The sequence below is a fragment of the Rhodopirellula sp. P2 genome, assembly GCF_028768465.1.
In the GTDB taxonomy this organism is placed as follows: domain Bacteria; phylum Planctomycetota; class Planctomycetia; order Pirellulales; family Pirellulaceae; genus Rhodopirellula.
The window spans coordinates 6,209,067-6,223,628 of the sequence record NZ_CP118225.1 but is presented as its reverse complement, the minus strand read 5'-3'; the positions used below and the strand labels follow the sequence as shown (position 1 = coordinate 6,223,628).

Sequence of the window (14,562 nt, the reverse complement as noted above, 5' to 3'; positions counted from 1 at the left end):
GTCAGCGAATCTGGCCCCCTCTCATGGATAGCCTGGAGCGTCTGTGTGGGGTCACCCTTGGCCGATCAGCCCCGTTGGTGCATCATTGCGGCAATGACTGATTGCCTCCCCGCACCGAATGACTGGTCATGGAGCGTCCAAGAGTACGGTCAAGAGAGAACGAGATTGTTCTGCGACGGCATCATTGCAACAGGTTGAATTTGGTGGACCTCCAACAGTATTTCAAAAACGAAACGCCTCCTCGCGACCATTTTGTCTCGGTTTTGCGGCACTGGGTGCAGGTGCGCCCGAACGCGCCAGCCTTCACGTTCACCGACGGGGAAGGCTCCGACCAAACGCTGTCCTACGCTGAATTGTGGGAAGAGGTCCGCGGACTGGCCGGGTACCTGCAAGGTCGTTGCGGCATCCGTGCCGGTGACCGAGTGCTGCTGCTCTACCCGCCGGGGCTCGATTTCGTCATCGGATTGTTCGCGACCCATGCGGCCGGTGCGATTGCCGTCCCGGCGTATCCGCCGCGTCGAAACCGCAAGGCCTCTCGGATCCGTTCGATTGTTGTCGATGCAGACGCCCGTTGGGCGCTTTCGACTCGGTCGGTGGTGGATCAGTTGTCGGGCAACGAACTGCACGAAGATTTGGTGGGTGTGCAGTTGCTGGGCACCGACGTCCCCAGCAAACGTGACGCAACCCATTGGCGGTGCCCGAAACTTCGCAACGAAGCGCTCGGTGTGTTGCAATACACATCCGGATCGACGGGATCGCCCAAGGGGGTGATGCTGACGCAAGCCAATTTGATCGCCAACAGTGAATTGATTCTGCACGGTTTCGAACCGCAATCGACGATCATTGGTGCGTCTTGGTTGCCGACTTACCACGACATGGGATTGGTCGGCGGCGTGCTGATGCCGATGTTCGTCGGACGCCACAACATTTTGATGAGCCCGATGGCGTTCCTGCAGCGGCCGAGTCGTTGGCTGCAAACGATCGCGCGGCATCAAGTCACGATCAGCGGCGGCCCCAACTTTGCCTATCAGTTGTGTGTCGACAAAATTCGCGACGAAGAACTCGAAGGCATCGACCTGTCGTCTTGGGAAATCGCGTTCAACGGAGCGGAACCGGTTCGTTCATCGACGCTGGATGCATTCACACAGCGATTTGGGAAATACGGATTCCGGCACAGTTCTCACCTGCCGTGTTACGGGATGGCCGAGACGACCTTGATCGTCACCGGGGGCCCGGTTTCCCCGCGTCCCGTTCTGCAGCAATTTGACGGGCCTGCCCTGGATGAAAAAGCGGTTCGTCCCGCTGTGGATGTGGCCCCTGCCGAGGATGAGCAACCGGGCGCCGAGGACAAACCGGCGATCGGGGCCTCCAACCGAGCGACGCGAGAACTGGTTGGCTGCGGCCGAGTGTTGCCCAGCGAACGTGTGTTGATTGTGGACCCTGACACGCGGCAAACGCTGCCTCCCGATGCGATCGGCGAAATTTGGGTTCAGAGCCCTTCGGTTGGTCGTGGTTACTGGCAGCGTCGCGAGCAATCGACCAAAACGTTCGCCGCGATGACTTCGGAAGGCGAAGGCCCGTTCCTGCGAACGGGTGACCTTGGATTCTTGTACGGCGGCCAGTTGTATGTGTCCGGTCGCCTGAAAGACATGATCATTGTCCGTGGCGTCAATCGTTATCCACAGGACATCGAAGCCACGGTTGAACACGCCAGCGACGTCGTGCAGGCGGGGTCGGTCGCCGCGTTCGCGATGAATGCGGACAGTGACGAAACTGAGACTGGTCGCGAAAAACTAATCATCGTGGCCGAAACGGTCCGCAAGCGAGACTTGGATTGGGACGACCATTTGCAGTCGATCCGCCGAGCGGTGACCGAAGATCACGACTTGCCGCCTGACGCGATTTACTTGGTCCGCAACAGTTCGGTGCCTAAAACCAGCAGCGGGAAAATCCAACGTCACGCCTGCTTGCATGCGGTTCGTGACAAAGAATTGAAGGTCATCGCCCAGTGGATTCGTGGCGAAGAGTCCTCCTTGCAGAACGCCGGTTTGGCTGGCGAAACCATGATGAAGGCCGCTGCCGCATCGGACGCGGGGGGGGGGGATTCGGTCGCTGATCCCGTGGTTGCGGAAGCGATTGTGTCGCACGTCCGAGCGATCGCGGGTGAACGGGCAGGATCAATTCATCCAGACACCAACATCGTCCTGGATCTGGGGCTCGATAGTTTGGAACGACTCGAGATCGCCAGAAACTTGGAACGCACTTTCGGGGGCCGGTTCCCCGAGCAAGTGCTGGATGAAATTGAAACGATCGGCCAAATCGCGACGGCGGTGGAACGTTACCTGCCCGCCGGTGCACTCGGACGCGCCGAGCAGTTTTTGGCGGGGCGGGGTGACACCCAGCGCGACGGCGACGATGACCTCATCAATACAAACGCCAATGGCGAAGCCAGCACGGACGGCGAAGGTCCGCTCGCTCGTGTCATGCAAACACCTCAGGTTGAACCGGAAGACGACGTCACGCAGTTTGCCGAGTACCGTCGTTTGAAATCGACGATGCGGCAAATGCAATTGACCGGTGTGCCCAACCCGTACTTCACGGTTCATGACTGTGTGGTCGGCGACAAAACGATTGTCGATGGCAAAACGTTGATCAGTTTTGCCAGTTACAACTACTTGGGCCTGAGCGGTCATCCGGAGGTTTCCAAAGCAGCCTCGGATGCGATCGCGAAGTACGGGACGAGCGTCTCGGCCAGTCGTTTGGTGAGCGGTGAGAAACCGATTCACGGCGAACTCGAGCGCAAAATTGCGAAATGGGTCGGGGTCGACAGTTCCATCACGATGGTCGGCGGTCACTCCACCAACGAAACCACGATCGGGCACTTGGTCGGACCCGGTGATTTGATCCTGCACGACGCACTTTCGCACAACAGCATCGTGCAAGGCGCATTGTTGTCAGGCGCCAAACGCCGACCGTTCCCGCACAATGATTACGAAGCGCTCGACAAAATGCTGACCGCCTTGCGTGGCCAGTACCGTCGAACGCTGATCATCATCGAAGGCGTTTACAGCATGGACGGCGATTTCGCCGATGTGCCGAAGTTTGTCGAAGTCAAAAAACGTCACCGCGCCATGCTGATGGTCGATGAAGCTCACAGCTTCGGAACCATGGGAGCGACCGGTCACGGGATTGCTGAGCACTTCGACTTCAACGCTCGCGATGTCGATATTTGGATGGGCACCCTCAGTAAATCAGCGTCCTCGTGCGGTGGATACATCGCGGGCAGTGAAGCGTTGGTGGAACTCCTGCGTTACACCGCCCCTGGGTTTGTGTTCAGCGTTGGCATGCCGCCCGGACAAGTTGCCGCCGCCATCGCTTCGTTGGAAGTGCTGGAACGCGAGCCCCAGCGAGTTCAGCGACTGCGTCAAAATAGCGAATTGTTCCTGAATCTGTGCCGTGAGGCAGGTTTGGACACCGGCGACAGTGGCGGAACCCCAGTGGTTCCCGTGATCACTGGGAACAGCTTGGTCGCACTTCGATTGAGCAATCGGTTGAAGAAGGATGGGATCAACGTGCAGCCGATTTTGTACCCGGCGGTGGATGAGTCGGCGGCCCGCCTGCGGTTCTTCATCACCAGCGAACACAGCGAAGAGCAAATTCGCTTCACGGTCGAACGCACCGCTCACCACTACAACGACCTGAGCGACTCGCCTGCGGCGCCACTACGCGGCACGGGGTGAACGTCCCGGCATCGTTGAAGTCGCCACAATCATCCCAGATGGACCGATAATCTGGTCCGCCTGGATTTTCCCCCGGCGACGAATGGACCATTCGTGTTTAGACTGGCGGAATGAACAAACGACTCACGCGAATCAGCAAGTACCTGACCTTCATTCTGCGGCACGAGCCGCATTCCATCGGTTTGACGTTGGACGCAGACGGCTTCGCCCCCGTCGAAGAACTGGTCTCAAAAGCCAACGAGTCCGGGAAATCGATCACTGTTGAACAAGTCCAGCAGGTCGTCGCGGGGCATGAACCCCCGATGTTCGCGCTGAGTGATGACGGTCAACGCATCCGAGTTCTTTGAATGCCACCGAGTTTGCAACAGGAGCGATGCGATGGCGTGGCAGGAAATTGAGATTCCGGATTCGATCAAACAACTCCCGTACCACGATTCCGCGGAGCACCTGATCGACTCGACCAACGACGCCATCGAAGCGTTCATGTTGGCGGACGAAACGGTGATTGAAAACTTCGTCACGTGCGATTTTCATTTGCTCGATCAAGCGCTGACTTGGATCGATCAAAACCATTTGCTGGCGGGGAACCGTTTTTGCGAACTGGGGGCCGGGTTCGCGGTCGGCGCGATGCTGGCGTCCTTGCGAGGGATGGAAGCGGTCGGGATCGAGATTGAACCGCGATTGGTGGCGGAGGCTCAGAAGGTCGCTGATTCGCTTCGCAACGACGCTCAGATTCACTGTGGAAGCTTCGTGCCACGCGGCGTCGATGAGTTGTCCGAGATCGCTCGTGAGGTTCGCAACGTCGACACCGAAGAAGGTGATATCTACGACGAGATTGGATTGGAGATCGAAGACTTCGACCTCTTCTTTGCGTTCCCGTGGCCCGGCGAAAACGAGTTCTTCGAAACCGTCGTGGACGCTCGAGGGGCGGTCGGCGCGTTGTTGCTGACCTATCGAGGGCGTGAGGGCATGCACCTGCTCCGCAAGGTTTAGGTGACAGGGCGTTTGGGGAGCGTGGGTATTGAAAAAGTTAAATTGACAATTGTAAAGATGAAATTGGTTTGGTGATTTAGTTCGCGAATCATTAGCTTCAGTATCAGAACCCTTCGCCACTCGATATTGTGTTTTTAGGCGGACAGCGAGTTTCGAAGGCGGTGTCAAATCACCGCGCTACCGAAATCGATTGTTCAGCTCAAAAGTTTACAATTTACAATTGTCAATTTAACTTTTTCAATGAGTCGTCCCTGGATCGCCACAGTGAGACTTACGTCGAATACCGGGCCTAACGGCTGTCGGCTGACACCAACGATCAATACACGTCGCGGACGTATCGTTTTTCGCTTGTCATGGTTTTCAAGTAGGCTTTGCCTTCGTCTTCTGACATACCGCCTTCTTGGGTGATGATCTGCAGCAGCGCTCGGTCCACATCGGCGGCCATGCGGGTTGCGTCGCCACAAACGTAGAAGTGCGCACCACGGTTCAGCCATGCCCACAGTTCCGCGGCGTTCTCTCGCATTTTGTCTTGGACGTAGACCTTCGTGTCGCCGTCGCGGCTGAACGCGGTGTCCAACCTCGAGAGCACACCGGCATGCACGTGCTCGGTCAGTTCGGATTCATACAAGAAGTCGAAGGCTTCGTGTTGATCGCCAAAGAACAACCAGTTGTCACCGGAAGCTTTGCGAGCGGCCCGTTCTTGGATGAAGGCCACAAAGGGAGCGATCCCGGTTCCGGGGCCGACCATGATCATGGGGGTGTCATCGTTTTCCGGAACAGTGAAACCACCATGGTTGGGCTGCACGAAGACTCGCATGCTTTGGCCACAGTCGACTCGGTCGGCCAACATCGTGCTGGCGACACCTTTTCGCACCCGTCCTTCGCGTTCGTAGACAACTTTCCCGACCGTCAAATGGACTTGGTCGCCAACCGACTTCATGCTGCTGGCGATGGAATACAGACGAGGGTTCAGAGGATCGAGGCATTCCAGAAATTCTGTCGCGGTGATCGTTGATCCGCCAGCGACCTCCAGGACGTCGAGCACATCAAAACCTTCGGGAACCCCTTCGGCGAGCAAGTGGTTGAGCGTTGCTTGCGCGTCCGTGTTGGGCGTGCGTCCGACCAGCAGTTCCAGCAGTTCATCAGTTGGGTCTTTCAAACAGCAATCTTCCTGGAGGGCGTCGAGCAGAGTTTTCGTGTTGCCTTGTGGCGTCGCCACTTTGACGTGCGAGTCCGTTGCCAAACGATCCACAATTTGCATGCACAAGTCACTGCAGTTGGTCGGGTAGACTCCCAGGGCGTCGCCGACCTCGTACTTGATTCCTGAACCGACCAAGTCAATCGCAACGTGCCGGGTGTCTTTCGCCGAGCCCTCTTGGTTGAGCGGGCGGGACTCGATCAAGTTGGCGGAATAGGGATTTTTGCGAGACCATGCGGCGGCTCCGTTGGCGGCGACACCATTCAGCGCCGCGCCATTCGAACCGTTGCCATTCGAACCGTTGCCATTGCTGGATGGTTGGACGCTGTCACCCGCTTCGGCCAGAAGCTTTTTGATCATCTGTTTCGTTTCTTTGCCGCCAGGACTGCAGAGAGAAACATTTTTTTCGTCGCCCGACGCGATCGCTTCGCTGTACGTTTGGCAGAGGTAACCGCAGGAACCGCAATTCAGCTGAGCCATTGCAGCCATCAGCTTTCGGTCCAGTGGTTTGCCATCGGCGAGTTCCATTCGATCGACAATGGGCAGTGAGTCATCATGCCAGGGGAAGTCTTCTTCCTCTTTGACATTCGTGTCAGCGGAGGGAAGTCCGGCAGCCATCGCGGTGGCTGCGTTCCCATCGACGGACTCTGTGATCCCGGTCCAGCCCGCCAAGAAACCGTTTAGCCAGGCTCGTTGTTGTTCGTTGAAGGGGGCGGTCTCTGGGATGAAGCTGGTCATCGGGATCAATCCTGGGAATGAATCGAAGGGTGGGTGGAAGCTGGAGGAGGTCGGTGCCGTGTTGGCGAAAAACAGTTTTCGCGTGGCGTGAATTCACGAGTTAGCAGACGACGGACGATTCGGTGGGCAGTTCCACCAAGCCCTTCAATTCGTCATCACTGAGCCGGGTCGCGAATTGATGGAATGACTCGTTGGCGTCGAGTCGGTGTTGTTGGTAGCTCGACAGAATGCCGGTGACCAACGCGGGGATATCTGTGAACGGGATCGACGAATAGATTTCGCGAGCGATTCCTTGGCGTGAACCCCAGCCCCCGCCGAGGCAGACGTGATAGCCATCGACCATGTCTTCACCGACTTCGACTTGGCAGGCGATCAGTCCGATATCGCCGATGTAGTGCTGAGCACAACTGTGGTGACAGCCGGTCAGGTGAATGTTGATGGGTTGGTCCAGTGTCAACATGCTTTCCACGTGTTCGGCGATCTGCATTGCGTTGGCCTTGGTCGGTGCCCCGGCAAATTTGCAACCCGCGCTGCCTGTGCAGGCGACCAATCCGGCGCGAATCGAGTTGGCTTCGTAGTCGAGTCCACACTCGCGAATTCCGGCTTGGACGGCAGTCAAATCATCGTCGGCGATGTTGGTCAGGATCAGGTTTTGCCAGACGGTCAGGCGAATGTCGCCGTTGGAATAGCGGAGTGACAAATCCGCGAGTGCACGAGCTTGGTCGGTCGTCATTCGGCCAACGGGAAAGACGACCCCGATGGAATTCAAACCGGGTTGTTTCTGAGCAAACACACCGACGTGAGCACTGCGGTCCTCGATGTCTTGGACGGTCAAGCGATTCACGTCGACCTTGGTCAGCGTCTGGCCCATTTCGGTCTCGACCTCCGCGATGAATTTCTCGAATCCTAGCTCATCGAGCACATACTTCAGGCGAGCTTTCTTGCGGTCGGTCCGGTCACCCGTGCGAATGAAGACGCGAACGATCGCGGCAGCGACCGCAACACATTCACTGTCGCGAAGCAGCACACCGGTGTAGCGAGCGAAGTCTTTGTGCCCGGTGATACCACCCAAGCAAAGTTGGAAGTAAACCCCCGCGGGCAAGTCGTCCGATGCGTTTTCCTCGAGCACGCGAACGGCTTTGAAGCCGATGTCGTTGGTGTCTTCCAGGGAAGCGATCCGGCCGCCGCCTTCGAAGGCAATGTTGAATTTCCGAGGCAACCCGTGCATCTCTCGATGGTTGAGGATGTAGTGGTGCATGCGTTTGGCGAGCGGCAGAGTCTCGATCAGTTCATCGGCATCCAACCCGGACAGGGCGCTGCTGGTGCAGTTGCGGATGTTGTCGCCACCGCTGCCCAGCGGCACGATGTTCAGTTCACGAGTCCCGAATAAAATGTTCATCGCTTGGGCGGCGGGGATCTCTCGCAACTGCACGTTGCCGCGTGTGGTCAGGTCCAGGTACGGCCCCGCCGATTGGTCTGCCAGGTCGGCTAGGCCCCGCAATTGCCAGGCTTGGATTTGACCGCCGGGAAGTCGCAACCGGCACATGAAACTGTCTTGTGCCGGGGCGACAAAGAACAGCCCGTGGAACTTTTGCAGGAACACATCGGTGCCCTTGGGGAACTCCCCCGCATCGCAGCGAGCTTGCATTTCATCCCAGAGATCCAGTGGGTTTTTCTCGCGTTTGGCTTGTTCCTCTTTCGAAAGCTTTTTCCCGGATGCAAGGACTGCCGATTGAGCTTCGAAGGCAAACCGGTCGGGCCCTGAGGGCATTGTTTTGCCATCCACCGTCGTTGGTTTTCCGCCGATTGCTAGCGTCGTGCCTTTTCCGCCCGAGCCCGAGACGACAGGCAGGCCTTGGACGGCGCGAGCCACATCGGCGCCGAAGGTGAAGCCAGCGAGGTATTGCTGTTGTTCGTCCGAAAACGGTTGGGAGTCCTGTTGATCAGTCATGGTCGCTCGTCAAAACGGGATCGATTCGGACCGCACAATCCTTGTAGCTGGGTTGGCCACTGTGTGGGTCAAAGTGAGAAAGGGTGAGCCGGTTGGTGCACTCGTAGTGCATCGGCATGAAGGCTTGTCCGGGCTGGACCGAGTGGGTCAAGCACGCGGTCACGTCGGCATGACCGCGTCGAGATCGAACGCGAACAAGATCGCCGTGTTCGATGGCGAGTTCCTCCGCGTCGCGGGGATGCATCTCGACGTACGGTTGGTTGGGATACAGGGACCGAAGCAGTGGGCTTTGCCGTGTTCGGGTTTGTGTGTGCCACTGACTGACCGTGCCTCGACCGGTGAGCAACACGACGGGGTAGTGACCGTCCGCCGGTTCAGGCATCGGTGTGATTTCGTCGACAATCAGGCGAGCTCGGTTGTCGTCGTGAAAAAATTGGCCATCGGCAAACAAGCGACGCTGCTGTTCCGGCTCAAAACCGCCGCTGGCCTGATCCGCTGACCAGGGCCACTGGATGCCGCCACAGCGATCAATTTGTTCGTAGCCATCGATGCCTGAAATGTCACAGGGTTGCCCGCGGCTGGCACGCTGCATGATCTGAAAAACGGCTTCTGGCGACGACCAATCAGCGAACATGTCACCGAGTCCCCAGCGGTGCGCGATCCCCCGAAGGATTTGGAAGTCGGCGAGGGCTTGGCCGGGAGCATGGCGGACTTTTTTGAGCAGTCCGTAGCGGCGTTCACTGTTGATGAACGTGCCTTCCTTTTCGCCCCAACCCGCCGATGGCAAAATCAGATCCGCGTGGGAGCAAGTTTCGGTCGTTTGAAACATGTCTTGGACGACCAGGAAATCCAGTTTTGCAAACAGTTCGCGAACGTCGTCTTGGTCGATCCAACTGTGGGCTGGATTGGTAGCGACGACCCACAAGCCTTTGATTTCGCCGTTGCGGATGCCTTCGATGATACGGTCGTATTTCCAACTGGAGGTTGTTGGAATCTGTTCGACCGGGATGTTGAGTGCTTCGGCGACTTTGTTGCGATCGGCATCGTCGGAGTAGGAATGGTGTCCGAACAGGTTGGTCGTGTTGCTCCACAATCGCGATCCCATCGCGTTGCATTGCCCAGTGATGCTGTTGGCACCCGTTCCTGGGCGTCCGATGTTTCCGGTGATCAGAGCGATGTTGATGATCGCTTGGGCGGTCCGTGTCCCTTGGTAACTCTGGTTGACCCCCATGGTCCACCAAAGTGAAACGGCGCGGCCACGTCCGATCGCTTCCACCGCATGTGACACGTCGTCCACGGCCAGGCCGGCTTGTTCGCAAACGGTTGCCAAGTCGTAGTGAGCGACGTGTTGTTGAAGTTCTTCGAAACCCTGGGTGTGGTTCTGAACAAAGTCATGGTCAACAAAGTCTCTCGCAATCAACTCGTTCGTGATCGCGTACAGCAACGCCAAGTCATTTTTGGGTCGCACTTGCAAGTGCTGAGTGGCGGCAGCGGCGGTTTCGGTCCGACGCGGGTCGATGACGATGATTTCGGGATTGTTGGGATTGCGAAGCACGCGTTCCCACATGATCGGATGCCCGATGCAGGGGTTGGCTCCGATGAAAACCAAACAATCGCTTTGTTCGAAATCGTCGTAGGTGTAAGGCGGGGCATCAAATCCAAAGGACTCTTTGTAGGCTGTGACCGCGGTGGCCATGCACTGACGCGTGTTCCCGTCGCAGTGACGCATCCCCATTCCAAAACGTGCCAGGGCACCGAGGAAGGCCATTTCTTCACTGGCGATTTGACCGGTGGACAAAAAGGCGACGGATTCGGTCCCGTGTTCGGCTTGGACCTTTTTCATGCCATCGCAAAAGGTGGTGAACGCATCGTCCCACGTGATCGATGACAGTTTGCCATTGGGGTCACGAAGCAGCGGTTGCGTGGCCCGCTCAGGAGAATCCAAGACACGCAGAGCTTCCCATCCTTTCGGACACGCCATCCCCAGATTGACCGGGTAGGTCGTTTCGGGAGTCAGGCCGACGGCCTCCCCGTCTTTTAAATGCAATCGCAACCCGCACCCGGTGGCGCAGTAGCCACAGGTGGCGGTGGTGGTCGTGTCCGCGGTCATCGAGTCATGCGTCATTCCCAGGCCGTGATCACCTGGGTGCAAGATCAACTCGCGAGTCATCGGGCCCGTCCGCCGTTGCAACAGCGCGGGGAGTTGGAGACCTTTTGATTTGCCTCGCGGGAGGTCATTTGCTGAGATGCTCATCGGAGGGTCCCCGGCATGCGATCGGTAACAACACTTGAGAAGTAGATCAGTCGTTCGATGAACTCGCCGCTGATGAGCAGCAAGGTTGCGGCCAGAGTGCAGCCCACCATCCATGTCATGGAGCCCGCGAGTGCCAAGGCGATTGAAAGGACCAGCAGGGTCACGCTGGTCCAGCCCAACGCGAGTCGTCCCAGGCTCCACTTGGCCAGGTGATGCCGGACCAGTCGTTGGCTCCGTCGATCCCAAGAATCGTCGGTGTTGCCCGGTTGGCGGCGAAGCAAAATGCTTTGTTCCCAAGCCAACTTCGCGCTCAATGCGAACGTGGTCAGGGCGAGCAAAAGAGTGACGGAGGTTGGTTGTTGGGTTGTCGCGGCGATCAGCAACGCGCTGGTCGCCATGCCACCGATCGCTGCGGTACCCAGGAACCGGATCATCGTGCGATCAAAACGCCAAAGGATGCGTCGGGTGGCGATGTAGATCATGGCGCTGCTCAACAAACCGGCGATGCCAAAGACAATCGCTCCCAGCAACATCATGCCGGGGACCCAGGCGGGAATGGAAACCCAGGTCGGCAGGTATTGAGCGACCGCAGGCAACCACATCGTGACGACGGCCAAGGTCAGGATCCCCACGAATTTGCCCAGCAACACGGCTTCGCGGCTGAGCCACGATGTTCGGAGTCCCAGGAAGACGCGCCAGGATCGCAGCGGTTGGCCGAGGTGCAGTGGAGCCAAGTTCATACCCACCATGGAGATCACCAAGGCAACGGTGGCTGTCCACCGAGTCGTCTCCGTTGGCATGGCGGAACCGGCCAACCATCCGATCGCCGCCAGCACGCGTTCGGTCAACAGCATGCCCACCCCGACTTGAGTGGCGATCAGCAGGGCGGCCAGCGGCCAGTGGTCTTCAGCGGGATGATCAATCCCGCGGTCTTGGGCGTGGCCCTGCAATCGTTTGCTTGGATCTTCGCTGTGGTAGACGGTGGTGGGACGTGTGATCGATGACAGGGGGGCCCCGCTGACCAAGCGATCCTCGGGCATTGCACCTTGGATCTGTTGATCAACCACTCGAATCGCGATGGCTTCGTTCGGGCAGGATTGCACACACGCGGGAGCTTCGCCGGTCGCCAGCCTTTGCTGGCACATGTCACACTTGCGAACGATGCCCAAACGTTTGCTGTACTTGGGGACTTCGTAAGGACACATCATCGTGCAGTACTTGCACCCAATGCATTGATCGTCGAGGTGGCGAACGATTCCTGTTTCGGGGTCTTTGTCGTAGGCCTTGACCGGACAACCGTTGAGGCAACCTGGGTCCTCGCAGTGGTGGCAGGCGGTGGTGATGTGTTGCACACCAATCGCGGCCGGGATCGGTGCGGTTTCTTTTGCCGTTTCGGTTTCGCCGATGACCAGCGTGCCAACGCGACGCCAGCTTTCCGTTTCGTCCAAGCCGTTCATCGTGTGACAGGCCACCACGCAGGCCTTGCAGCCACTGCAGGTGTCGAGGTTGACGTCAAAGGCAAGCTGCTGCCCTGGACCCGGTGGGCTGGCGGGCATCAGCTTGGAATAGTAGCGAGCCTGGGCGGGCTGACCTGCCGGTGGGGCCACCATCTGTTCTTCGGCAAGGCCGGATTCATGTGCGGCCGCAAAATCCTCGACGGCGGTCAACGTTTGTTGTTCGTTCAGCAACATGCTGACCAAATCGAACGAGTCGCCTTGCCCGTCAAGGGGCAACCCCGGCGTTGGCAGGACGCCTGGGGCAGCGCCAACGGGTGGAGCGAAGTTCGGTTCGGTGGGGAGAAGACTGGACATGAGAATCAGAACATCAAAACGGTGATGGAGCTGAGGTCAGTGCCCTCAAAAAATGGGATCGCGAGTCCAGCGGTTGGGCATGGCAACGCCCGATCAGCAGGACGGGTGAGCAGCAACGCTTCCATGTCCTCGAGCAACACAACGCGTTGATGCTCGGCCACCAATCCGAGGATTCCGGTCGTCAAGGGAATTCGTGTGGCAGGCGGAAGTCGAAAGGCTTGTTCGACTTCCCCATACGCTTGGCTGGTCAATTCACATTCGTTGCCGTCGACGTTCCAAACTTCGATCGCACGAGCCATCGGGGAGCGTTGGGATTGAATCAGGACGGCGGTGGAAAGGTATTGGTCGGCGAAGACGGGCAGCCCAACTGCCGAGTTGAGTAAATCCGCGGACGCGCCCGCCGCCCGCAGGAAACCCATGTGGTTGGCGAGGTCGTCTTGCGCGAGTGCTCGGCTCTGATCCCAAGCGACGCCGGGAAGTCCGTTGCCCTTTTCAAAACGCACAAAGGAGCTGACGTTTTGGAATCGCTCGAGTTTGCCGTAGTAGCCTTCTCGCAGTGCGACTTCATCGTATTTGCCGACGGGACGCCAGACTTCGAACACGCCGACTGGATCGGGAAGGGACTCAGTCGGCAATTTCGCGAACAAGACAACGACGGACTGAATGACGCCTCCGCAATGAACGGGAATCGCCATCGCTGCGGCTGCCTCCGAGGGCAACAACGATGGTTCTTGCACCACCACCGCGTCAGCCTCTTCCAGGCATCGCTTTGCGATCGGCAACGCATTGGCATCGCAATCGGCAGAAAAGTCGCCCGGGGCAATGACATCGCAGACATGAACGCCTTGCAGATGGCACGGATCGGAAACGGCGAGCGGCGGCAATGAGTGACGCAAAGTGATGGTGGCGTTGGATGGTACTGAGATCGAGATTGAAGTCATGTTGGCAACCCTTTAGGTGGCATCGGCGGTTGCGAGTTCTGCTTGGGCCCTGGCACGTTTTTCCGCGTCGGCCCTCAGCTTCTTGTGGTCCTGGTCTTCCAGGAACTGAATCATCTTGCCGCGAAAGTCGTAGTACTCGGGATGATCGAGCACGTCGGCGCGAACTCGAGGGCGGTCGAACGGCAAGCTGAAGATTGCCCCGACTTTGGCGCGGGGACCGTTGGTCATCATCACCACGCGATCACTCATGAAGAGTGCTTCGTCGACATCGTGGGTGACCATCACCGTGGTGACTTTGTCGCGGATCAGGATCTCGAGAAGGATTTCTTGAAGTTCCATCCGCGTGAGCGAATCCAGCATGCCAAACGGTTCATCGAGCAGCAGCATTTTGGGACGCAGTGCAAACGCTCTGGCAATCCCAACACGTTGCTGCATGCCTTGGCTGAGGTCCTTGGCTCGCTTGTGCAGGTTGCTGCCCAGTCCGACCAGGTTGAGATAGTAGGACGCCAAATCACGACGGTCCTTTTTGCTGGCTTGCAGGTACACCTGATTCACGCCGAGCATCACGTTTTCGAGCGCGGTCATCCACGGCATCAAACAGGGCGACTGGAACACGACCCCACGGTCGGGACCCGGGCCGTCGATTTCTCGACCGTCAATGGCAACGCCACCGCTGGTGATGGGGTTGAGTCCAGCGACCATCGTCAGCACGGTGCTCTTGCCACAACCAGAGTGACCGAGCAGCGAGACGTACTCTCCCTTTTCAAGGTTGAGATCGAATTCCTCGACAATGACGACGGGCCCATTGTGGGTGTCGTAAGTCTTGCCGAGACGAAACATTTCAACGTAGCCACGCATGTTCGGTGCACTGAGTTGGAAGGTGGAAAGTGTTGGGAATCCGGGAGTCTGAAACACGGGCCGTCGAAACGCGGGGCC

General features: G+C 58.1%; 9 protein-coding genes. 3 read left to right on the top strand and 6 right to left on the bottom strand.

The features are described from left to right. Positions 1–203: 203 nt before the first annotated feature. The 3 genes from PSR62_RS21910 (at position 204) to PSR62_RS21900 (ending at position 4,733) form a co-directional block, all read left to right on the top strand. The gene (locus PSR62_RS21910) at positions 204–3,740 is read left to right on the top strand and encodes an aminotransferase class I/II-fold pyridoxal phosphate-dependent enzyme (RefSeq protein WP_274405104.1); all 3,537 of its coding nucleotides are present in this window, start codon (positions 204–206) and stop codon (positions 3,738–3,740) included. A gap of 110 nt (positions 3,741–3,850) precedes the next feature. Continuing rightward, a complete protein-coding gene (locus PSR62_RS21905) occupies positions 3,851–4,087 on the top strand; it encodes an RNA 2'-phosphotransferase (RefSeq protein ID WP_274405103.1) in 237 nt (78 codons plus the stop codon). Further along, positions 4,059–4,733 carry a hypothetical protein gene (locus tag PSR62_RS21900; protein WP_338020105.1) on the top strand — a complete coding sequence of 225 codons (675 nt, stop codon included), beginning with the start codon at positions 4,059–4,061 and terminating at the stop codon, positions 4,731–4,733. The genes PSR62_RS21905 and PSR62_RS21900 overlap by 29 nt, the downstream gene beginning before the upstream one ends. Before the next feature lie 316 nt (positions 4,734–5,049). Here the strand turns inward: PSR62_RS21900 and PSR62_RS21895 are convergent, their stop codons facing one another. The 6 genes from PSR62_RS21895 to PSR62_RS21870 all read right to left on the bottom strand — a co-directional run bounded on the left by PSR62_RS21895 (position 5,050) and on the right by PSR62_RS21870 (position 14,484). Continuing rightward, on the bottom strand, positions 5,050–6,669 hold the full coding sequence (locus PSR62_RS21895; RefSeq protein ID WP_274405101.1) for a sulfite reductase subunit alpha: 1,620 nt from the start codon (positions 6,667–6,669) through the stop codon (positions 5,050–5,052). Positions 6,670–6,769: 100 nt separating this feature from the next. Next, positions 6,770–8,620, bottom strand: coding sequence for a NirA family protein (locus PSR62_RS21890; protein ID WP_274405100.1), 1,851 nt, complete (start codon positions 8,618–8,620; stop codon positions 6,770–6,772). Further along, a complete protein-coding gene (locus tag PSR62_RS21885) occupies positions 8,613–10,874 on the bottom strand; it encodes a molybdopterin oxidoreductase family protein (protein WP_443217318.1) in 2,262 nt (753 codons plus the stop codon). Before PSR62_RS21885 ends, PSR62_RS21890 begins: the two co-directional genes overlap by 8 nt. Continuing rightward, positions 10,871–12,685, bottom strand: a complete 1,815-nt coding sequence (locus PSR62_RS21880) for a DmsC/YnfH family molybdoenzyme membrane anchor subunit (protein ID WP_274405098.1) — start codon at positions 12,683–12,685, stop codon at positions 10,871–10,873. Before PSR62_RS21880 ends, PSR62_RS21885 begins: the two co-directional genes overlap by 4 nt. A 5-nt stretch (positions 12,686–12,690) precedes the next feature. After that, positions 12,691–13,626 (bottom strand): GAF domain-containing protein, encoded by a 936-nt coding sequence (locus PSR62_RS21875; protein WP_274405097.1) that lies wholly within the window; start codon positions 13,624–13,626, stop codon positions 12,691–12,693. 12 nt (positions 13,627–13,638) lie between these two features. Beyond that, on the bottom strand, positions 13,639–14,484 hold the full coding sequence (locus tag PSR62_RS21870; protein WP_274408277.1) for an ABC transporter ATP-binding protein: 846 nt from the start codon (positions 14,482–14,484) through the stop codon (positions 13,639–13,641). Positions 14,485–14,562: the final 78 nt, after the last annotated feature.

Excerpts from the sequence above, each read along its gene's own strand:
- PSR62_RS21905 (WP_274405103.1), top strand. The coding sequence starts at position 3,851 with ATGAACAAACGACTCACGCGAATCAGCAAGTACCTGACCTTCATTCTG.
- PSR62_RS21900 (WP_338020105.1), top strand. The coding sequence starts at position 4,059 with ATGACGGTCAACGCATCCGAGTTCTTTGAATGCCACCGAGTTTGCAAC.
- PSR62_RS21895 (WP_274405101.1), bottom strand. The coding sequence starts at position 6,669 with ATGACCAGCTTCATCCCAGAGACCGCCCCCTTCAACGAACAACAACGA.
- PSR62_RS21890 (WP_274405100.1), bottom strand. The coding sequence starts at position 8,620 with ATGACTGATCAACAGGACTCCCAACCGTTTTCGGACGAACAACAGCAA.
- PSR62_RS21885 (WP_443217318.1), bottom strand. The coding sequence starts at position 10,874 with ATGAGCATCTCAGCAAATGACCTCCCGCGAGGCAAATCAAAAGGTCTC.
- PSR62_RS21880 (WP_274405098.1), bottom strand. The coding sequence starts at position 12,685 with ATGTCCAGTCTTCTCCCCACCGAACCGAACTTCGCTCCACCCGTTGGC.
- PSR62_RS21875 (WP_274405097.1), bottom strand. The coding sequence starts at position 13,626 with ATGACTTCAATCTCGATCTCAGTACCATCCAACGCCACCATCACTTTG.
- PSR62_RS21870 (WP_274408277.1), bottom strand. The coding sequence starts at position 14,484 with ATGCGTGGCTACGTTGAAATGTTTCGTCTCGGCAAGACTTACGACACC.